Here is a 20,249-nt window from a genome sequence, read left to right as displayed (position 1 = left end):
TTTGTAACGAGTCAGGTAACTAAGCTCCGTCTCATTCCCCTGGCGGGTTTTTCGATAACGGAGCACACATGACCGGCTTTATCCCACTCAAGCGCCTGCTGCTGGCAACTGCCGCCCTGGCTTTCACTGCCCAGAGCTGGGCCGCCGGCTTGACGCTGGATGTCTACAACCCTGGCGCGGCGGCGGTTTTCCCGGTGACTTCGGTGTTGGTCAGCGGTGAAAAAGAGGCGATTCTGGTGGACGCCCAATTCGGCAAATCCCAGGCCGCCGAGGTGGTGGAAAAAATCCGCGCCAGTGGCAAGCGATTGACCACGATCTACATCAGCCATGGCGACCCAGACTACTATTTTGGTCTGGAGACCCTCACCGCCGCGTTCCCTGAGGCCAAGGTGCTGGCGTCGGCGCCGACCGTCGAGCACATCAAGCACACCATGGACGGCAAACTGAAATACTGGGGGCCGATCCTGAAGACCGATGCGCCGGCCAAAGCCATCGTGCCCCAGGTGCTCAAGGGCGACAGCCTGACCCTGGAAGGCCAGCGCTTGCAGGTCGTCGGCCTCGATGGTCCGCAGCCGGACCGCAGTTTCGTGTGGATTCCATCGATCAAGGCGGTGGTTGGCGGTGTCGTGGTGGCCGAGAACCTTCATGTGTGGATGGCCGATACCCAGACGCCGCAGTCTCACAAGGATTGGCTGGCGACGCTGGACACTATCGAAAAGCTGCAACCGGCCACTGTGATCCCCGGCCATTACCTGGGCGAAAGCGCCCGTTCCCTGGCCCCGGTGCGTTTCACCGCCGGTTACATCAAGGCTTTCGACGAAGAAACCGCCAAGGCCAAGGATTCCGCCGCGCTGATCCGTGCCATGAAACTACGCTATCCGGACCTGGGTGAAGACAGCTCCCTGGAGCTCAGTGCCAAGGTAGCGAAGGGCGAGATGAAGTGGTGAATACCGATCTTTGATCAGAGCACAAACGCATGTATTTCAACATCGCTAATCACTGGAGAACACCATGAGCAAAATCGCAATCATCGGCGCCACCGGGCGTGCGGGTAGCCAACTGTTGGAAGAGGCCTTGCGCCGTGGTCACAGCGTGACGGCCATTGCCCGCAACACCGCGAAAATCGGCGAAAGGGCCGGGGTGGTCAGCAAGCAGTTGGACGTATTGGACAGCGAGGCGCTGATCGCCGCCATCGCCGGGCATGACGTGGTGATCAGTGCCACGCACTTTGCCAGCGTGCCGGCCGACAAGGTCATCGCACCGGTGAAAGCCGCCGGGGTCAAGCGCTTGCTGGTGGTCGGCGGGGCCGGTTCGTTGCTGCTGCCGGATAACAGTCGGGTGATCGACAGCGACGGCTTCCCGGAGGAATACCTGGCCGAAGCCAGCGCCGGTGCATTGTTCCTGGATGTGCTGCGCAAGGAACAGGACCTGGACTGGACGTTCCTCTCGCCTTCGGCGGAGTTCGTGGAAACCGAGCGCACGGGCCAGTTCCGTGTCGGTAAGGATCACCTGCTGTTCGACGCCAACGGGCGTAGCTGGATCAGCTTCGCCGACTACGCCATTGCGATGATCGATGAAGTGGAAGCGCCGCAGTTTTCGCGGACGCGGTTTACCGTCGGTTATTGAGCCGTAGGTTTTTACAGGGATCAGCCGTGAACCCGCACCCAGACGGTGACCAGCACCGTCGCTGCCATCAGCCAGGCGACGGCCGCCACGGCCAATGAGGCTTCGAGGCGCAGGCGGTCGACCATGACGTACAGCGTTGCGAGATAGACGAAGTACGGAATGATCGACCACATGCCAAACACGATGGTGGTCTTCAGATCGTCCACCGAGCGGCCTTTGCCAACGATGTAGTGGGCGATCAGGGCGAAGGTGGGGAACAGCGGCACCAGCCCGGCGATGTAGTAATTCCTGGTCTTGGCCAGCATCGCCAGGATGACCACCACGGCTGCACCCAGCGCCGCCTTGAAAATCAGGTCCACACGTTCACCATTCGGTTAGTGGCTCAGGCCATATTTTTTGACTTTGTCGAACAGCGTGGTCTTGGCCATGCCCAGCTCCTGGCTGGCTTGGGTCAGGTTGCCGCCGCTGCGTTGCAGGGCGTCCACCAGCAGGTTGCGCTCGAACGCTTCCACCGCTTCGGCGAAGGCCAGGCCCTGGCTGCCGCTGCTGGCACCAGACCGCTTGAACGCCGGCAGGCCGAGGGCGTAGCGCTCGGCGACGTTGCGCAGTTCGCGCACATTGCCCGGCCAGTCGTGGCTCATCAGGTTCGACAGGGTCTGGTTGTCCAGCTCCGGCACCGTGCGGTCGAAGCGCAGGGACGACTGCTGGAGAAAATGCTCGAACAATTGCAGGATGTCTTCGCGTCGCTCGCGCAGGGGCGGCAGTTCCAGGGTCACCACGTTGAGGCGGTAATACAGGTCGCTGCGGAATTGCCCGGACCGGCCCATTTCGTCCAGGTCGGACTTGGTGGCGGCGATCACCCGGCAATCCACCGCCACGCTCTGGTTCGAGCCCAGGCGTTCGAGGGTGCGTTCCTGCAACACGCGCAGCAACTTGATCTGCAAGGGCAGGGGCATGCTTTCCACTTCATCGAGAAACAGCGTGCCGCCATCGGCGTGCTCGATCTTGCCGATCCGGCGTTTGCCGGCCCCGGTGAAGGCGTTGGCCTCGTGGCCGAAAATCTCGCTTTCGAACAGATTCTCCGGCAGGCCGCCGCAGTTCAGCGCGACGAACTGCTTGTCGTGGCGTCGGCTGAAATCATGCAGGCAGCGGGCGACCAGTTCCTTGCCGGTGCCGGTTTCGCCTTCGATCAGGACGTTGGCCGAGGTGTCGGCGACGTTGGCGATCAGTGCGCGCAGATGCTGCATGGCCGGCGAGCGGCCAATGATCCGGCCTTCCAGGGAGTCGCGTTCGGCCAGTTGCCGACGCAGCGATGACACTTCCCGGGCCAGGCTGCGCTGTTCCAGGGCGCGACGGGCGACGTCCACCAGGCGCTCAGGGGAGAAGGGTTTCTCCATGAAGTCATAGGCGCCTTTTTGCATGGCCCCGACGGCCATGGAAATGTCGCCGTGGCCGGTGATCAGCACCACCGGCAGGCTGCGGTCCCGCGCCTTGAGACGCGTCAGCAGTTCCAGGCCGTCGATGCCCGGCAGCCGAATATCGCTGATGACGATGCCGGCAAAGTCATCGTCGACTCGCTCCAGGGCCTCTTCGGCACTGCCCACGCCGATGCAGGGAATGTCTTCCAGGCTCAGGGCCTGCTGGCAGCCCAGCAGGACGTGGGGGTCGTCTTCGACGATCAGTACGCTCAGGTCGTGGTTCATAGCGGCTCGGCAGGTGAAAGGCTGACCAACGGTAGATTGAGGACAAACGTAGTGCCACGCTCGAGTGGGTACTCGACGCCCAGGTGCCCACCCGCGGCGGCGGCCAGGCTCGCCGAGAGCGTCAGGCCCAGGCCCAGGCCCTGTTCGCCAGGCTTGGTGGTGAAGAACGGTTCGAACAAATGCTTGCGGGCTTCAGGATCGATGCCGTGACCATTGTCCCGCACCCGAAGGCGATATTTGCCATCGGCGGCCTGGCCGTCGAGCCACAGTTTCGGCTCGGGTTGCGTTTGCATGGCGTCCAGGGCGTTGCCGATCAGGTTCACCAGGATCTGTTCGAGGCGGGTCTGGTCGATTTGCAATTGGACGTCATCGAAACCGCTGTGGACCTGGATGTCCAGGTTTTCCAGGCGCCCACCCAGCAATTGCAATGCGGCCTCGACGGCCTTGCCCAGGCTCGCCCGGCCCTGGTCGTCGCCGCGCCGGGCGAAGGCGCGCAGGCTGGCGGTGATCCGGCCCATGCGGTCGATCAATTCGTTGATGGTCTTGAGGTTGGTGCTGGCGATGTCCAGCTGGCCGCGCTCCAGGAAGCGCACGGTATTGCCGGACAAGGTGCGCAGTGCCGCCAGCGGCTGGTTGAGCTCATGGGCGATGCTGGTGGACATCTGGCCGATGGCCGCCAGTTTACCGGCCTGGACCAGTTCGTCCTGGGCCCGGCGCAAGGTCTCTTCGGCCTGGCGCCGCTCGCGGATCTGGCCCTTGAGTCGTTCGTTGCTGGCGCGCAGGTCGGTGGTGCGTTCGGTAATCCGACGCTCGAGCTGGTTGTTGGCTTCCTGCAAGGCTTCCCGGGCCGCCAGGCGGGTGGCGATGACCTTGCGTCGTTCGTTCCAGGCGATCAGCAGGAACGCCACCAGGGCGAAGGCCACGGCCACCAGGATGCCTTGGTTGATCGCCTGGCGACGCAGGTCTTCAAGGGGCGTCAGCAGGGTGAAATTCCACGGGGTATCGCTCAAGGGTCGAGTCTGCGACAGGTAGCTGATGGCGCGATCGTCGGACACCAGTTCGGTGTTGGCCGGGAAGGTCAGCTTCTCCATGCCTTCGGCCAGGCGTTCCCGGGCCAGGGGCACCAATTCATTGAGCGGGAACCAATAATATTGCAGGCTGCGGGCCAGGCGTTCCTTGGTCTCGTCGCTCAGGGGCCGCACCGACTTGAGCCGTCGCGCCGGGTCGCTGGAGAGGATGATGATGCCGTTCTCATCACTGACGAACGCCTCCAGCCGCGCTCGCTGCCAGCGCTCTTCCATGGCTTCGAGGCGCACCTTGACCACCGCCACGCCAATGATCTTGCCCTGTTGCTCCAGGCCATGGGCCAGGTAGTAACCGGGTTCGCCATTGGTGCTGCCGATGCCGTAGAACCGTCCCGGCTGGCCGCGTACGGCGTTCTGGAAATAGGCGCGGAAGGACAGGTCTTCGCCCAGGTAACTGTCGACATCGCGCCAGTTGCTGGTGGCCAGCACCCGACCGGTGGTGTCCATTACGTAGATGGCCCGGCTGCGGCTGCGGCGATTCAGGCCTTCGAGGTATTCGTTGACGGTCTTGCGATGCTCGGGCGTGGGGTCGTCGAGCAGTTGCGAGACACTCGATTCAAGCTCCAGCAGGCTGGGCAGGTAGGTGTATTTGCTGATCTCGCTCTCGACCGCGCGGGCGTGCAGCTCCAACTGGCGCTCGCCATTCTCGGCGAGGCCACGTACGCCATAGTGCTCGCTGATCCAGAAGCCGAGGTAACCCAGGCCGATCATCAGCGCAATGACCAGCGGCGGTAGGAACAGATGGCGGATCAGGCGGGGTTTCACGGCGAGTGATGGCGGCGCGGCGCGATAAAGGGTGGGGTCGCATTTCATCACAGAAGCCTTGGGTCAACCACAACACAATCGACAAGCCAACACTGGATCCTTGTGGGAGCGAGCTTGCTCGCGATGACTGCTTACCAGCCGACAATTAATGTTGACTGACAGTCTGCTATCGCGAGCAAGCTCGCTCCCACAGGATTGGAACGGTGCTGTTTAGTGCTGCAGGATTTTCTCGAGGAAATGCTGCGCGCGTTCGGAGCGGGCACTGATGTCGCCGAAGAACTCTTCTTTCTTGCAGTCTTCGATGATCTGGCCCTGGTCCATGAAAATCACCCGGTTCGCCACTTTGCGGGCGAAGCCCATTTCGTGGGTCACGCACATCATGGTCATGCCTTCATGGGCCAGTTGCACCATCACGTCGAGCACTTCGTTGACCATTTCCGGGTCAAGGGCCGAGGTCGGTTCGTCGAACAGCATCACCACCGGGTCCATCGCCAGGGCACGGGCAATCGCCACGCGTTGCTGCTGGCCGCCGGAGAGCTGGCCCGGGTGCTTGTGGGCGTGGGCCGAGAGGCCGACCCGCTCGAGCAGTTGCAGGCCTTTCTTGGTGGCTTCTTCCTTGCTGCGGCCTAGCACCTTGATCTGCGCGATGGTCAGGTTTTCGGTGATGGTCAGGTGCGGGAACAGCTCGAAATGCTGGAACACCATGCCCACCCGCGAACGCAGTTTCGGCAGGTTGGTCTTTGGGTCGGCGATGGAGGTGCCATCGACCACGATGTCGCCTTTCTGGAACGGCTCCAGGGCGTTCACGCATTTGATCAGCGTGGATTTGCCCGAACCCGATGGCCCGCACACCACCACAACCTCACCCTTGCTGACCTCGGTGCTGCAATTGGTCAGTACCTGGAAGTCCCCATACCACTTGTTGATGTTCTTGATAGAGATCATACGGCGAACCTTTTTTGCAGACGCTTGACCAGCAGCGAGGCGGCAAAGCTGATTGTGAAGTACACGAGACCTGCGATGATCAGGAACTCATTGGAGCGGCCGATGATGTCGCCATTGGCTCGCGAAGCATTGAGGAAGTCCACCAGGCCGACCGTGTAGACCAGCGAGGTGTCCTGAAACAGGATGATGCTCTGTTGCAGCAGCAGCGGGGTCATCTTGCGAAACGCCTGGGGCAGGATGATCAGGCGCATGGTCTGGCCGTAGTTCATGCCCAGCGCCTGGGCCGCGCCCATCTGGCCCTTGGGGATCGACTGCACGCCGGCCCGCACGATTTCGCAGAAGTACGCGGCCTCGAACATCATGAACGCCACGACGCAGGAGCCGAACGCACCGATCGGGGTGTCCTCGCCGGTGATCCAGCGCAGCACGAACGGCACCGCCAGGTAGAACCAGGTGATGACCAGCAGCAGCGGAATCGAACGGAAATAGTTGACGTAGGCGCCCGCGATATTGGACACCAGCTTGTTGTGGGACAGGCGCATCAGCGCCAGGATCGTCCCCAGGATGATCCCGCCGACGACACCCAGGGCCATCAGCTTGAGGGTCATGACCATGCCGTTCCACAAGCCGGGAATGGCCGGTATGACGCCAGTGAAGTCGAATTCCATCATTTACCCCCCACGGAGATCAGGCCGGGCACCGCGACCTTCTTCTCGACCATGCGCATGAGCAGCATCAGGCTCATGTTCAGGGTGAAGTAGATCAGCGTCGCCAGGGTGAAGGCTTCGAACAGGTTGGCGGAGAACTCGGCGGTCTGCTTGGTCTGCGCGAGCAGCTCCATCAGGCCGATCAGCGACGCCACGGAGGAGTTCTTGAAGACGTTGAGGAATTCCGAGGTAAGCGGCGGAATGATGATCCGGTAGGCCTGGGGCAGCAGCACGTTCCAGTAGATCTGCGGCAGCTTGAAACCCATGGCCCGGGCGGCGGATTCCTGGCCGCGCGGCAGCGCCTGGATGCCGGTGCGCACCTGTTCGCAGACCCGGGCGGCGGTGAACAGGCCCAGGCACACCACGACGCTCAGGTAGGCCGAGGTGGTCGGGTTCAGGTCCTGCTTGTACCACTCCTGCATATCGGCGGGCAGCAGGTCCGGCACCAGGAAGTACCAGATGAACAGCTGAACCAGCAGCGGCACATTACGGAAGAGTTCCACGTAGCAGGTGGCGATCCCCGACACCAGCCGGTTCGGCACGGTGCGCATCACGCCGAGCACCGAGCCCAGCAGCAGGGCGATGATCCAGGCCACGACGGCGATAGCGATGGTCCAGCCCAGGCCGGCAACGTACCAGTCGAGATAGGTCTCGCTGCCCACGCCGGTGGACTTGAAGAACACGCCCCAGTCCCAGTTGTAATTCATTAGGGTCTCCCCTCAGATCGTTCGATATACAAGTGCCCGCCTGGGGAAACTCCGTTCCCGCCCGGCTTGGAGGCCAGGCACACGCGATCGGCTCGACAGCCACCGGTTCGAGTGTTTCCAGATTTGCCAGCAGGGAGTGACCATCCCCTGAAAGGGCCGGGCCCCTTCAGGAGATAAGGTTAGTCAGAAATCAGGATTTCTTGTCGTCAGCCGCTTTATCGGTCGGCTTGGCGATCAGTGCCTTGAGTTCGTCGCTCATCGGGAAGTTCAGGTTCAGGCCTTTTGGCGGGATAGGCTGCATGAACCATTTTTCGTAGATCTTGTTGATCTCGCCCGAAGCGTAGGTGGCCTTGATGGCGTCATCCACAGCCTTTTTGAACGGCTCGTCGCCCTTGCGCATCATGCAGCCGTAGATTTCGTAGGACTGTGGTGTACCGGTCACGGTCCAGTCGTCGGCTTTCTTGGCCTTGGCGGCTTCGCCGGCCAGCAGGGCATCGTCCATCATGAAAGCGACGGCACGGCCGCCTTCGAGCATCTGGAAGGACTCGCCATGGTCCTTGGCGGAGATGACGTTCATGCCCATTTGCTTGTCGGCGTTCATGGACTTGAGGAGGCGCTCGGACGTGGTGCCGGCGGTGGTCACGACGTTCTTGCCCTTGAGGTCGTCGAAATCCTTGTACTTGGAATCTTTCTTGGTCAGCAGCCGAGTGCCGATCTCGAAGATGCCAACGGAGAAGTCAACCTGCTGCTGACGCTCGACGTTGTTGGTGGTGGAGCCGCATTCCAGGTCCACGGTGCCGTTCTGCACCAGCGGTATACGGGTTTGCGAGGTGACCAGGTTGTACTTGACCTGCAGGTTGGGCAGGTCCAGGTCTTTCTTGATCGCTTCGACGACTTTCAGCTGGATGTCGTGGGAGTAGCCGACCGGCTTGCCGGAAGCGTCCGCGATGTAGGAGAACGGAATGGAAGCGTCGCGATGCCCAAGCGTAATGACGCCGGACTCTTTGATCTTTTTCAGTGTGCCGGTCAGTTCGGCTGCGAAAACCGGAGTGCTGATCAGAGCGGCAGCAATGGCTGCGCCCAGGAGATGGGGAACGATACGCATCGATGTTTCCTCGACATTGTTTTTTTTATTTCGGCCGGTTCGTCGGCCCTGAGTACTTCGAGATGCCTGGCAGCTCCTGGTGTGTTGGCGTGCAGGCATTCGTCTCCAGAAGTGTAGAGCATGACTCGTGCCAGGCCAGGCCAGCCTGTTTAACGTGTTGTTTTAGATGGTTATTCATGTGTTGTTTCAGGCTTTATGCCGGCTGCTTTATCCGGTTAGCCGAACTGACTGGCGAGTCGTGTTCGGAAAACCGAATGGCTTGGGCCTACCTCGATCCATTGTGGGAGCGAGCTTGCTCGCGATCGCGGTGTGTCAGCTCCATGGATGTTGAATGTGCCGGCCTCATCGCGAGCAAGCTCGCTCCCACAGGGGGCAGCGGTGGACGCCAGATAGCAAAAAGCCCCTGAATCGCTGGATCCAGGGGCTTTGGGGGTTGCGGGGTATTGGTCAGGCCGCTTCGATCTTGCGACGGTTGTGCTCGACTTTATCCAGGTACTGCCGCAGCTTCTCCTGCTCGGCCGGGGTGGTGAACAGGCCCAGCTTGCTGCGGCGCCACAAGACGTCCTGGGCATCGACGGCCCACTCGTCGCTGCACAGATAATCGACTTCGCGGGTATAGAGGCCGGCGCCAAGGTGTTCGCCCAGGCCGCCAAGGTCATGCACGCCTTCGAGCATGCGCCAGGTACGGCTGCCATAGGTGGTGGCCCAGCGGCGGGCGATGTCGGTCGGCAGCCAGTCGAACTTGTCACGCAACGCCGAGCACAGCGCTTGCGGGGTGGTCATGTTTTCGCCGCCGGGAAGGGCCTCTACGGCAGTCCAGCTTCCGCGCATCTGCGTGAAGTAGGGCGCCAGTTGCGCCATGGCCGATTCGGCCAATTTGCGATAAGTGGTGAGTTTGCCGCCGAACACCGACAGCAAGGGCGCTTCTTCGCCGCCACCGGAAAGCGCCAGGGTGTAGTCCCGGGTGACGGCCGACGGGTTGTCGGATTCGTCGTTGCACAGCGGCCGTACGCCGGAATAACTGTGCAGGATATCGTCACGGCTGATCTGCTTCTTGAAGTGGGCGTTGACCACCTTCAGCAGGTAATCGGTTTCACCTTCGGTAATCGCCACGTTGGCCGGGTCGCCAGTGTATTCGCGGTCCGTCGTACCGATCAGGGTGAACTGGTTCAGGTACGGAATGGTGAACACGATGCGCTGATCTTCGTTTTGCAGAATGTGCGCATGCTCGCCTTCGTAGAGTTTCGGCACGATCAGGTGGCTGCCCTGGATCAGTCGAATGCCGTAGGGCGATTCCAGCTTCAGGTCATCGCGAATGAACTTGGCGACCCACGGGCCGGCGGCATTGACCAGCGCCTTGGCGCGGATCGAAAACAGGCTGCCGTCGGCACGTTCCAGATGCAAGTGCCACAGGCCTTTGCTGCGGCGGGCGTTCACACAGCGGGTGCGGGTGTGGATATGTGCGCCTTTTTCCCGGGCGGCCATGGCGTTGAGTACCACCAGTCGCGCATCGTCGACCCAGCAGTCGGAATATTCGAAACCTTTGGTGATTTCGCTTTTCAGTGGGCTGTCGGCACCGAATTTCAGGCTTTTGGAGCCTGCGAGCAGTTCACGTTTGCCCAGGTGATCGTAGAGGAACAGGCCGGCGCGAATCATCCAGGCCGGGCGTAGGTGCGGGCGGTGGGGCAGCACAAAGCGCATCTGCTTGACGATGTGCGGGGCCTTGGTCAGCAGCACTTCGCGTTCGGCCAGTGCTTCACGCACCAGGCGGAATTCATAATGTTCAAGGTAGCGCAGGCCGCCATGGATCAGCTTGCTGCTGGCCGACGAGGTATGACTGGCCAGGTCGTCCTTTTCGCAAAGGAACACCGAAAGGCCGCGACCGGCAGCGTCCGCGGCAATCCCCACGCCATTGATACCGCCGCCAATGACGGCGACGTCATAGATCTCGGCGAGAGGGGGCGTAGGCAAGGTAGAAGTGGGCATCGGCTGGCCTCGGGTTCTTTTCGTAATATTTGAATTCGAACATAAATGTTCATTTGCGAAAATACTAGCCCATAAATACAGCCACAGCCAGTCGTCTTCAATTGAAAATACTGATCAAAGGAAAGCGAAAGGAAAATTTTCGAAGAAAAGAGGGGTGGGAGGGAAGCTGGCACCGGCGACACGGATAGCGCATCGCCGGCGCTTGCTTGGTATCAACTGCGGCTCACTTGTAGGACGGCGGGAAGCGAATGTATGAGAACGTTTTGATCATTACCCGTGTAGTAGGTAATGCGTACTTCTCCGCCATCCTCGGTCAGGTCCAGGACAGAGCGAACAATGACTACGGAGAGATCGGGGCCTACCCCAAAGCGCTCCATATAGATCACTCTGCCGTCGCGTCCATAGCTTGTCCATCGAGCGTCAATAACCACAGGTCGGGGGAAGAGAACAGTGAGTCCGGGGCCGGCGATCTGGTCCGGGTCCAGCAGGCCATCAGCTGCCGCGGGCACCGTAGGAGGGAGGTTCGACGGGGTTGATGCCCAGGAGACTACAAAATACAGTCCCGTAATCGCCGAGTCCTTCTTCGGACCACCGGAAGCCGGAAAAACTTCGTAGCTGACCTGGGGCCGCGCTAAATCATCTCCTGGAGGCGTGCCTGGGTCTGCCAGTAGAACGCTCTTGGGCACAATGAAATCCAGAAAGCGCTCCGTGTCTCTTACGGATAACTTCGTGTAGTAACTGCTCGCTTCATGACTGCCTCGCCATAACAGCTGGACTGTGTCGTTTTTTGCCATTTCCGGATAGACCGCTACGCGGACCACAACCCCTGAGTCAGGAGTCGCGGGCAAATCCAGCACCCCTGACTCTGGAGGGACGTCCATGACCATCGGACGATCGAGGATGTTGGCAATTGAAAGAGGGCGTAGATCTTTCATGGAATCGGTCATGTCAGCTCCGTACACGTAATAGTCGCGGCAGCTACTACGTGCCGTAGTCATTTGAGGAACTCCTCGACCCAGCAATCGAGCGGGCGGGCAGGTCGGCGCGGCCGCATGCGATTCTGGGAATGAGTTCAGAGACTCAATCGGCGACGCTGCAAGCGCGTCGTCGGGGCTTGAACAGCTATCAATCGCGCGTGACTTTCAGCACGGCTGGAAGAGATGTCCCCAGGATATTTTCATCATCGCCCGTGTAATAGACGATGCGTACCTCGCCACCATCCTCGGTCAGGTTCAGGACAGGGCGAAAAATGACCACAGAGAGGTCATCGCCTACCCCAAAGCGTTCCATATAGATCACCCTGCCGTCGCGTCCGTAGCTTGTCCACCTAGCCCAAAGGGCAACGAATCGGGGAAAAATAACAGTGAGTCCTGGATCGGGGATTTTGTCAGGATCGAATTGGCCTCCGATGGCAGCTGGCACCTCGGCTGGCGGGTTCGATAAGCGTTCGTTTCGATGGAAAGACAGGGCGTTGACGGCTGATTCCTTGTTTTCCCCAGAGGCTGGAAAAACCTGATAGCTGACATGAGGACGGGCGTAATACCCTCCCGGAGGTGACCCAGGGTCTGCGCGCAGAACGTTCTTTGGTACAACGAAATCGAGAAACCGCTCGGGATCCCGTACCGACGACTTTGCGTAATAGCTGCTCGCCTCATCCCCGCCCAGCCATGAAAGCTGGACAGTATCGTTTGTAGTCATGCCTGGATAGACCGCTATGCGGACGACGGCTCCTGACTCGGCAACCGCCGTCAAATCAAGACTTCCACTCTCCGGCGAAAGCTCCATGACCATCGGAAGATCCAGTACGTCGGCACCAGGAAGGTAATACAGGTCTTTTGGCAAATCGGTCATGGTAGTAACTCCATACACTCAAGTTATGGCAGCTACTACGTGCCGTGGTCATTTGGTTAACGCCCGCTCGACTGGTGCGCAGCGGATCCCCAAACGAACGCAGGATTGAGAAGGCACAAACCCAATGTCAGGGTCTGTCAGCAAATCTGGTATTCGACAGCTTGGCTAAATTTCAAGCTAGCAGAGTTTTCAAGCCCGTAACGCTGGGCGGATGGATGGCAGTCAGACCACCTCCAGCCGAATCTTGTGCTGGCTCAACAGCTGCGCCAGGGCCGGCACCGGTTGCTGGTCGGTCACCAGGCAATCGATCAGGCTGATGGGGCCCAGGCGGACCATGGCATTGCGTCCGAACTTGCTGGAGTCCGCTGCCAACAGCACTTGCCGGGCGTTGGCGATGATGGCTTGGGACACCCGCACTTCCTGGTAGTCGAAGTCCAACAGGCTGCCGTCTTCGTCGATACCGCTGATGCCCACCAGGGCGAAGTCGACCTTGAACTGGTTGATGAAGTCGACGCTGGCCTGGCCCACCACGCCGCCGTCACGCCGTACGTTGCCGCCGGCGATCAGGACTTCGAAGTCGTCCTTGGCGCTGAGGATCGAAGCCACGTGCAGGTTGTTGGTGATGACCTTCAGGTGGTTGTGATTGAGCAGGGCCCGGGCGATGGATTCGGTGGTGGTGCCGATGTTGATGAACAGCGAGGCGTGATCGGGGATCTGGGCGGCGATGGCTTCGGCGATGCGTTGCTTTTCGTCGCGCATCTGATCGGCGCGCATGGCGTAGGCGGTGTTTTCCACGCTTGAATCGTAGGCGGCGCCGCCGTGGTAGCGGCGCAGCAGGTTCACTTCCGCCAGTTGGTTGATGTCGCGGCGGATGGTTTGCGGGGTGACGACGAATAACTGCGCCATTTCCTCGATGCTGACATAGCCGCGTTCGCGGACCAGTTCGAGGATTTGCTGCTGGCGGGGAGGCAGATTCATGGGGCTTCCTTTGGGCTGCCGTACAAAATTTGCCCATGATGCCGCAGGAATCCGATCCCGACCAGTTTCAGAACCTTATCAGGCTTATTCAGCGTCTTCGTGGGGCTCCCAATCGCGGGTGCGGCTGACCGCTTTCTGCCAGCCGGCATAGAGTTTTTCTTTCGCCGCCTCGTCCAGTTGCGGTTCGAATTCGCGCTCGATCACCGCTTTGCCGCGCAGCTCTTCCAGGCTGCCCCAGAAGCCGCACGCCAGGCCGGCCAGGTATGCCGCACCCAGGGCTGTGGTTTCACGCATTTTCGGCCGCTCGACCTGGGTGCCGAGGATGTCGGCCTGGAACTGCATCAGGAAGTTGTTCGCCACCGCGCCACCGTCGACCCGCAGGGCCCTGAGGCGTTCGCCCGAATCCTGTTGCATGGCGTCGAGCACGTCGCGGGTCTGGTAGGCGATCGACTCCAGTGCTGCGCGAATGATGTGATCGACCCGTACGCCGCGGGTCAGGCCAAACAGTGCGCCACGGGCATAGGGGTCCCAGTACGGCGCGCCCAGGCCGGTGAAGGCGGGCACCAGGTACACACCGTTGCTGTCCTTGACCTTGTTGGCAAAGTATTCGGTATCCAGGGCGTCGTTGATGATCTTCAGTTCATCACGCAGCCATTGGACAGTGGAGCCGCCGTTGAATACAGCGCCCTCCAGGGCGTAGGCCACTTCGCCACGGGGGCCGCAGGCGATGGTGGTGAGCATGCCATGATTGGATTTCACGGCCTTTTTCCCGGTGTTCATCAGCAGGAAGCAGCCGGTGCCGTAGGTGTTTTTCGCCTGCCCCGGCTCCACGCACATCTGCCCGAACAGGGCTGCCTGCTGGTCGCCGGCGATGCCGCCGATGGCGATACCGCTTTTGGTACGGCCATAGATTTCCGAGGACGACTTCACTTCCGGGAGCATTTCCCGGGGGATGTCGAGGATCTCGAGCATCTTCGCATCCCATTCCAACGAGTGAATGTTGAAGAGCAGGGTGCGCGAGGCGTTGGTGTAGTCGGTGACATGGACCTTGCCACCGGTGAATTTCCAGATCAGCCAGCTATCGACCGTGCCGAACAACAGCTCACCGTTGCGCGCACGCTCGCGGCTGCCTTCGACGTTGTCCAGGATCCACTTGAGCTTGGTGCCGGAAAAGTACGGGTCGGTGACCAGGCCGGTGGTCTGGCTGATGTATTGCTCGTGGCCGTCGCGCTTGAGCTGTTGGCAGATCTCGGTGCTGCGGCGGCACTGCCAGACGATGGCGTTGTAGATCGGACGGCCGGTGGTCTTGTCCCAGACCACGGTGGTTTCCCGTTGGTTGGTGATGCCGATGGCGGCCACCTGGTCATGGTGCAGGCCGGCCTGGGCCAGGGCTTCGACCATGACCGCGCTCTGGGTGGCGAAGATTTCCATCGGGTCGTGTTCGACCCAGCCGGCCTGCGGGTAGTGCTGGGCGAATTCGCGTTGGGCGGTGCAGACCACATTGGCATCACGGTCGAAGATGATCGCGCGGGAGCTGGTCGTACCCTGGTCGAGGGCAATGATGTAGTTCTTGTTCTGGATATCGGTCATTTCGATTGCCTCGGGTCTTTCATAAAGGGAGACGTAAGAAGAAGCCACGGCGCAGGCTTCGAATGGCAGGGCCTGCGCCGACTGTTTCAGGATGTTCTGGGCTTGCCGTCAATGGCCGGTTCTGCATCCTTTGTCGCTGTCATGGCGCTGGGCAGGTGGCGGGCAATCAACCCGCGATAGGCCGCAGCACCGAGGCATGCACCCACGATCGGCGCAAAAATCGGAATCAGGAAGTACGGGATGTCGCGTCCACCCGTGAGGGAAATTTCACCCCAGCCTGCGAAGAAAGTCATCAGTTTAGGACCGAAGTCCCGCGCCGGGTTCATCGCAAAGCCCGTCAACGGCCCCATGGAGCTGCCGATCACGGCAATCAGCAGGCCGATCAGCAACGGCGCCAGTGGGCCACGGGGCAAGCCGTTGTTGTCATCGGTCAAGGACATGATCACCCCCATCAGGATGGCGGTGATGATCGCTTCCACGAGGAAGGCTTGGCCAGTGGAGAGTGCCGCGTGCGGGTAGGTGGAGAACACCGAAGCCAGTTCGAGGCTCATTTCGGTGCCGCGAACCATGTGCCGGGACTGTTCGAAATCGAAGAATAGATTGCTGTACAGCGTGTAGACCAGAAGGGCGCCGCAGAAAGCGCCGGCCACTTGGGAAATTATATAGAAGGGCAGCTTGCGCTTTTCGAAGTCGGTGAACATGCACAGGGCGATGCTCACGGCGGGGTTGAGGTGGGCGCCGGAAATGCCCGCGCTCAGATAGATTGCCATGCTGACACCGACGCCCCAGATGAGGCTGATTTCCCACAAACCGAAACTCGCACCCGCGACCTTGAGCGCTGCGACGCAGCCGGTGCCGAAAAAGATCAGCAGGCCAGTTCCCAGGAATTCGGCCAGGCATTGGCTGGCCAGGGACGGCTGTTGTAAAGCAGTTGTCATTCAAACCTCGGTTTTTTGTTGTTCTGCAGCGCATTCGATACAGCACGATTGCGCGATTTCCACCGAGGCAGGATCCCCATCCTGATCTCGGGTTGCTGCTTGAGACATGCAATGTGGCTTTCAGTTTCGAAAAAATATAGACAAGAAACGCTGGTGTCAAAGGTCGAAAGTGAACCACTGGTCACATTTCAACTATTCGTGCTGTGAATGACTCCGACCCAAGAGAGGCAGCAGCGGTATGGGCCGTGCAGCCGCAAAGCCTTTTCGCAGACGATGGCTTAGAATCCGCTCACTCTTTTTTGATTTCCTTATCAGGAGCGGTCATGACACCCGCGTTGGATCTGCTTAAGAAAGTGCGCGCCGAACATCGTATCCACAGTTATGAACACGATCCCAAGGCTGCGTCCTATGGCTTGGAGGCGGCGGAAAAGCTCGGGCTGGATCCGGCCCAAGTGTTCAAGACGTTGTTGGCGGCCAGTGAAAAAGGCGAGCTGTTGGTGGCGGTAGTGCCCGTGGCCGGGAGCCTGGATTTGAAAGGCCTGGCCCACGCCGCTGGCGTGAAGAAGGTCGAGATGGCCGACCCGGCCGCCGCACAGCGTTCGACCGGTTATTTGCTCGGCGGTATCAGCCCGCTGGGACAGAAGAAGCGTTTGCGCACGTTTATCGACAATTCCGCACAGCCACTCGCCAGTATGTTCGTCAGTGCGGGGCGGCGTGGGTTGGAAGTCGAGTTGGCGCCTTCGGTATTGAAGGAGCACACCGGGGCGGTGTTTGCTGATATCGGGCGTGCTTGATAGAGCAGGGTGGCCGCTGCGCAGCCTGTAGGGTGAAAATTCTGCTGATCTGTCACTGGATAATCCGTGCCGCTACACCCCATGCTGGGCATCAGAAAAATAAGGAGAAGTGCCATGCAGCTTGCGTTTCATCAGGTCGATGCGTTCAGTGACCGGCCGTTCGGTGGTAATCCGGCGATGGTCTATCGGCTCGACGGCTGGCTTGCCGACGAGCTGATGCAGAAGATCGCCGCCGAGCATAACCTGGCTGAAACCGCGTTCCTGGTGCGTGAGGGGCAGCATTGGCATATCCGCTGGTTCACCCCCACCACCGAAGTCCCGCTGTGTGGCCACGCCACGTTGGCCAGCGCTTATGTGCTGTTCGAGGTCTATCACGAAACTGTCGAGCGCCTGGATTTCATCTGCCGGTCCGGTTCGTTGGGCGTGACGCGCGAGGGTGATCGGCTGTGGTTGGATTTTCCGGCCGTCGTGCCTGCCGAGTTGGGCGTGTCCCTGGCCGTGCAGAGTGCCTTGGGCGTCGAAGCGGTGGATGTGCTGAGTTCCAACGAGTTGTTCGTGGTGCTGGAGTCGGAGCAAGCGGTGCTCGATTGCAAGCCGGACATGGTGGCCCTGGCGAAACTGCCCTGGCCCGGCGCTATCGTCACCGCGCCGGGGAGCAAGCATGATTTTGTCTCGCGCTATTTTGCCCCGGCGATCGGCATCAACGAAGACCCTGTGACCGGCTCGACCCATTGCAGCCTGATTCCCTATTGGTCCAAGCGCCTGGGCAAGCACGGACTGACGGCTTATCAGTGTTCGGCCAGGGGCGGGGCGTTGTTTTGCCGGTTGGAGGGAGAGCGGGTGAAGATCGGCGGGAATGCGACGTTGGTGGCCAGTGGGACGTTGATGCTGCACTCAAGCCAATGACATCAAATGTGGGAGGTTGCTCGCGATAGCGATGGTTCAGCCTGCACTGGTGCTGAATGTGGCTATGTCATCGCGAGCAAGCTCGCTCCCACAGGATGTGTGGATGACAGTCGATTTGTGCCTGTTGCAATTTCCCATGTGGGAGCGAGCTTGCTCGCGATAGCGGTGGTTCAGCCTGCATCGATGCCGAATGTGTCCGCTCCCACAGTGATTAGCTGGCCGCGCTGTAGCGTCGCACGCCGCTGTCCACGGATGGGATATGCGCCGCGGTGCTGCCCGAGGCCTGGAACAGCACCAGGTGTTCAGCCGCTACGCGGATGCCGACGGCTGCTCCGACCTGATGGTCGGCATGGCTAGGGAAGATCGATTCCAGTTGCGCCCCTGTGGGCAATTGCAGGCGATACAAGGTTGAAGCGCCCAGGAAGGTCTTGCCAACGATTCTGGCAGTAAGCGGGCTGTCCGGGGCGTAGACGATATCGTCTGGCCGCAGCAACACATCCACCGCGCCGCCGATGGGCCAGGTATAGGCCCGGTTGCCGCGCAGCAGGCCCAGCTCGGTCTGTACCGATTCCGGGCTGTCGAGCTGGCCGCGAATGAAGTAGCCCTGGCCAACGAAACTGGCGACGAATGGCGTCAGTGGTTCGTGATACAGGTTGTAGGGCGTGTCCCACTGTTCCAGGCGACCCTCCCTGAATACGCCGACATGGTCACTCACGGCGAAGGCTTCTTCCTGGTCGTGGGTGACCAGGATCGCGCTGGTGCCGCGGGCCTTGAGAATGTCCCGCACTTCATGGCTGAGCTTGCGGCGCAGCTCGCCATCGAGGTTGGAGAACGGTTCATCGAGCAACAGCAACTGCGGTTCCGGCGCCAGCGCACGGGCCAGGGCCACGCGCTGCTGTTGTCCGCCGGACAGTTCATGGGGAAAACGGCTGCCCAGGTGTTTCAGGTTGACCAGTTCCAGCAACTCTTCGACGACGCGGTCCTTGTTCGGATGCTTGCGAATGCCAAAGGCAATGTTCTGGGCCACGCTCAGGTGGGGGAACAGGGCGTAGTCCTGGAACACCATGCCGATGCGGCGTTTTTCCGGGGCGAGGGTGAAGCCGGCGCGTGAGATGGTTTCCCCGGCCAACTGGATTTCACCCTCGTGCACCGGTTCGAAGCCGGCAATGGCACGCAAGGTCGTGGTCTTGCCGCACCCGGACGAACCGAGCAGGCAACCGATATCACCGGCATTGAGGTGCAGGTTGAGGTTCTGCACGACCCGCTGGTCCTGATAACCGCAGGCCAGGTTGTGCAAGTTCAGCAGCAGGGCATGGCTCATGCGTGGTGATACGCCGGCTCGACCAGGAACTCGAGCAAGGCCTTTTGCGCATGCAGGCGATTCTCGGCCTGGTCCCAGGCTACCGAACGCGGGTCATCCAACAGGTCCATGCTGATCTCCTCGCCACGGTGGGCCGGCAGGCAGTGCATGAACAACACGTCGGCATCCGCCAAGTCGAGCAGAGCCCGGTTGACCTGCAATGGCGCGAACAACTCCAGGCGCCTGGCGGTTTCTTCCTCCTGGCCCATGGAGGTCCAGACGTCGGTGCTCACCAGGTGCGCACCGGTCACGGCCTGTTTCGGATCACGGACGATGGACACCCGGTCCCCGGCCTTGGCCAGCAACTCGGCATTGGGGTCAAAACCTTCGGGGCAGGCGATGCGCAGTTGGAAGTCGAATTGCATCGCCGCTTCTATATAGCTGTTGCACATGTTGTTGCCATCGCCGATCCAGGCCACGGTCTTGCCCTGGATCGAGCCACGGTGCTCGAGGAAGGTCTGCATGTCGGCCAGCAACTGGCAAGGGTGCAGGTCGTCGGACAGGCCGTTGATCACCGGTACGCGGGAATGGGCCGCGAACTCGGTCAGGGTGCTGTGGGCAAAGGTACGGATCATCACCGCGTCCAGCATGCTCGACATGACGATGGCGCAATCGCCGATGGGTTCGCCACGGCCCAGTTGGGTGTCGCGGGGCGACAGGAAAATCGCCTGGCCGCCCAGTTGGATCATGCCGGCTTCGAAAGAGATGCGGGTGCGGGTCGATGATTTCTCGAAGATCATCCCCAGCACGCGGTTTTTCAAGGGCTCGAACAGTACGCCGCGATTACGCAGGTCCTTGAGCTCCACGCCTCGACGGATCACGCCGAGTAACTCATCGGGCGTGAAATCCATCAGGGAGAGAAAGTGCCTTGCGCTCATGATTGACTACCTTTTTGTAACTGACCGCAGATGCTCAAAGCCTTGTTTAATGAAAAAACGGGCGAGACCTGCGGCAAAAGCCGCACGGGGCGACGAAATAGGGGAAGGCGCGATCTTATAATTAAATGTCGCGTCTTACCAATAGGGCTACGGTTTTTGGGGATTTCAGCGAAGCCATCACGCGGATGCGATGGCGTATTTGAAGCCGGTTTCCTGACTGCAGCGGCCCATTTGTACACTGGCGCTGCTCGGCTTGGCAATCAAGCGCGGCGGGCGCGCCATGGATGGGGGCGGTCTTGTGCCGTGTCCTCCGATTCTTGCGCCT

The 20,249-nt window shown here is 60.6% G+C and carries 19 protein-coding genes; 4 read left to right on the top strand and 15 right to left on the bottom strand.

Translation table 11 applies throughout. From position 1 onward, the window contains the following. Positions 1-68 precede the first annotated feature (68 nt). Positions 69-947 (top strand): MBL fold metallo-hydrolase, encoded by an 879-nt coding sequence (locus tag BM321_RS06665; protein ID WP_092441953.1) that lies wholly within the window; start codon positions 69-71, stop codon positions 945-947. A 64-nt stretch (positions 948-1,011) separates the two neighbouring features. Further along, entirely contained in the window at positions 1,012-1,626 is a 615-nt protein-coding gene (locus BM321_RS06660) for an NAD(P)-dependent oxidoreductase (protein WP_092441952.1), read from the top strand. A 20-nt stretch (positions 1,627-1,646) separates the two neighbouring features. Here BM321_RS06660 and BM321_RS06655 read toward each other — a convergent pair whose 3' ends face one another. From BM321_RS06655 to BM321_RS06595, 13 genes are all read right to left on the bottom strand, one after another. Further along, positions 1,647-1,976 (bottom strand): GlpM family protein, encoded by a 330-nt coding sequence (locus tag BM321_RS06655; protein WP_170842284.1) that lies wholly within the window; start codon positions 1,974-1,976, stop codon positions 1,647-1,649. 24 nt (positions 1,977-2,000) lie between these two features. Then, entirely contained in the window at positions 2,001-3,329 is a 1,329-nt protein-coding gene (locus BM321_RS06650; RefSeq protein ID WP_092252042.1) for a two-component response regulator AauR, read from the bottom strand. Then, positions 3,326-5,227 (bottom strand): two-component sensor histidine kinase AauS, encoded by a 1,902-nt coding sequence (locus BM321_RS06645; protein ID WP_092441951.1) that lies wholly within the window; start codon positions 5,225-5,227, stop codon positions 3,326-3,328. Before BM321_RS06645 ends, BM321_RS06650 begins: the two co-directional genes overlap by 4 nt. Before the next feature lie 162 nt (positions 5,228-5,389). Continuing rightward, on the bottom strand, positions 5,390-6,124 hold the full coding sequence (locus tag BM321_RS06640) for an amino acid ABC transporter ATP-binding protein (protein ID WP_003204983.1): 735 nt from the start codon (positions 6,122-6,124) through the stop codon (positions 5,390-5,392). After that, a complete protein-coding gene (locus BM321_RS06635; RefSeq protein WP_092166460.1) occupies positions 6,121-6,792 on the bottom strand; it encodes an amino acid ABC transporter permease in 672 nt (223 codons plus the stop codon). Before BM321_RS06635 ends, BM321_RS06640 begins: the two co-directional genes overlap by 4 nt. Continuing rightward, on the bottom strand, positions 6,792-7,538 hold the full coding sequence (locus tag BM321_RS06630; RefSeq protein ID WP_014339891.1) for an amino acid ABC transporter permease: 747 nt from the start codon (positions 7,536-7,538) through the stop codon (positions 6,792-6,794). The genes BM321_RS06635 and BM321_RS06630 overlap by 1 nt, the downstream gene beginning before the upstream one ends. Before the next feature lie 190 nt (positions 7,539-7,728). After that, entirely contained in the window at positions 7,729-8,643 is a 915-nt protein-coding gene (locus BM321_RS06625) for a glutamate/aspartate ABC transporter substrate-binding protein (RefSeq protein ID WP_092332069.1), read from the bottom strand. Positions 8,644-9,090: 447 nt separating this feature from the next. Then, positions 9,091-10,629, bottom strand: a complete 1,539-nt coding sequence (glpD, locus tag BM321_RS06620) for a glycerol-3-phosphate dehydrogenase (protein WP_092441950.1) — start codon at positions 10,627-10,629, stop codon at positions 9,091-9,093. Between the two features lie 212 nt (positions 10,630-10,841). Next, positions 10,842-11,576, bottom strand: a complete 735-nt coding sequence (locus tag BM321_RS06615) for a hypothetical protein (protein WP_139230464.1) — start codon at positions 11,574-11,576, stop codon at positions 10,842-10,844. A 178-nt stretch (positions 11,577-11,754) separates the two neighbouring features. Next, positions 11,755-12,480, bottom strand: a complete 726-nt coding sequence (locus BM321_RS06610) for a hypothetical protein (RefSeq protein ID WP_092441948.1) — start codon at positions 12,478-12,480, stop codon at positions 11,755-11,757. A gap of 222 nt (positions 12,481-12,702) precedes the next feature. After that, complete coding sequence (locus BM321_RS06605) at positions 12,703-13,458, bottom strand: DeoR/GlpR family transcriptional regulator (protein ID WP_003204973.1); 756 nt, start codon at positions 13,456-13,458, stop codon at positions 12,703-12,705. Between the two features lie 84 nt (positions 13,459-13,542). Further along, positions 13,543-15,048, bottom strand: coding sequence for a glycerol kinase GlpK (glpK, locus tag BM321_RS06600; protein ID WP_060740931.1), 1,506 nt, complete (start codon positions 15,046-15,048; stop codon positions 13,543-13,545). 86 nt (positions 15,049-15,134) lie between these two features. After that, positions 15,135-15,986 carry an MIP/aquaporin family protein gene (locus tag BM321_RS06595; RefSeq protein WP_092441947.1) on the bottom strand — a complete coding sequence of 284 codons (852 nt, stop codon included), beginning with the start codon at positions 15,984-15,986 and terminating at the stop codon, positions 15,135-15,137. Between the two features lie 323 nt (positions 15,987-16,309). Between BM321_RS06595 and ybaK the strand changes: the two genes are divergently transcribed. Then, positions 16,310-16,780: a Cys-tRNA(Pro) deacylase gene (gene ybaK, locus BM321_RS06590; RefSeq protein WP_092201538.1), complete on the top strand. Its 471-nt coding sequence runs from the start codon at positions 16,310-16,312 to the stop codon at positions 16,778-16,780. Between the two features lie 114 nt (positions 16,781-16,894). Next, positions 16,895-17,686, top strand: coding sequence for a PhzF family phenazine biosynthesis protein (locus BM321_RS06585; RefSeq protein WP_092441946.1), 792 nt, complete (start codon positions 16,895-16,897; stop codon positions 17,684-17,686). A gap of 211 nt (positions 17,687-17,897) precedes the next feature. On the opposite strand, the gene BM321_RS06580 is transcribed toward BM321_RS06585, so the two are convergent. Together BM321_RS06580 and argF are read right to left on the bottom strand one after the other, a co-directional pair. Next, positions 17,898-19,007, bottom strand: a complete 1,110-nt coding sequence (locus BM321_RS06580; protein ID WP_092441945.1) for an ABC transporter ATP-binding protein — start codon at positions 19,005-19,007, stop codon at positions 17,898-17,900. Beyond that, on the bottom strand, positions 19,004-19,924 hold the full coding sequence (argF, locus tag BM321_RS06575) for an ornithine carbamoyltransferase (RefSeq protein WP_092441944.1): 921 nt from the start codon (positions 19,922-19,924) through the stop codon (positions 19,004-19,006). The genes BM321_RS06580 and argF overlap by 4 nt, the downstream gene beginning before the upstream one ends. Between the last annotated feature and the right edge of the window lie 325 nt (positions 19,925-20,249).

It is taken from the genome of Pseudomonas sp. NFIX10 (genome assembly GCF_900111955.1).
Taxonomy (GTDB): domain Bacteria; phylum Pseudomonadota; class Gammaproteobacteria; order Pseudomonadales; family Pseudomonadaceae; genus Aquipseudomonas; species Aquipseudomonas fluorescens_AA.
This window is presented reverse-complemented; position numbering and strand designations above follow the sequence as displayed.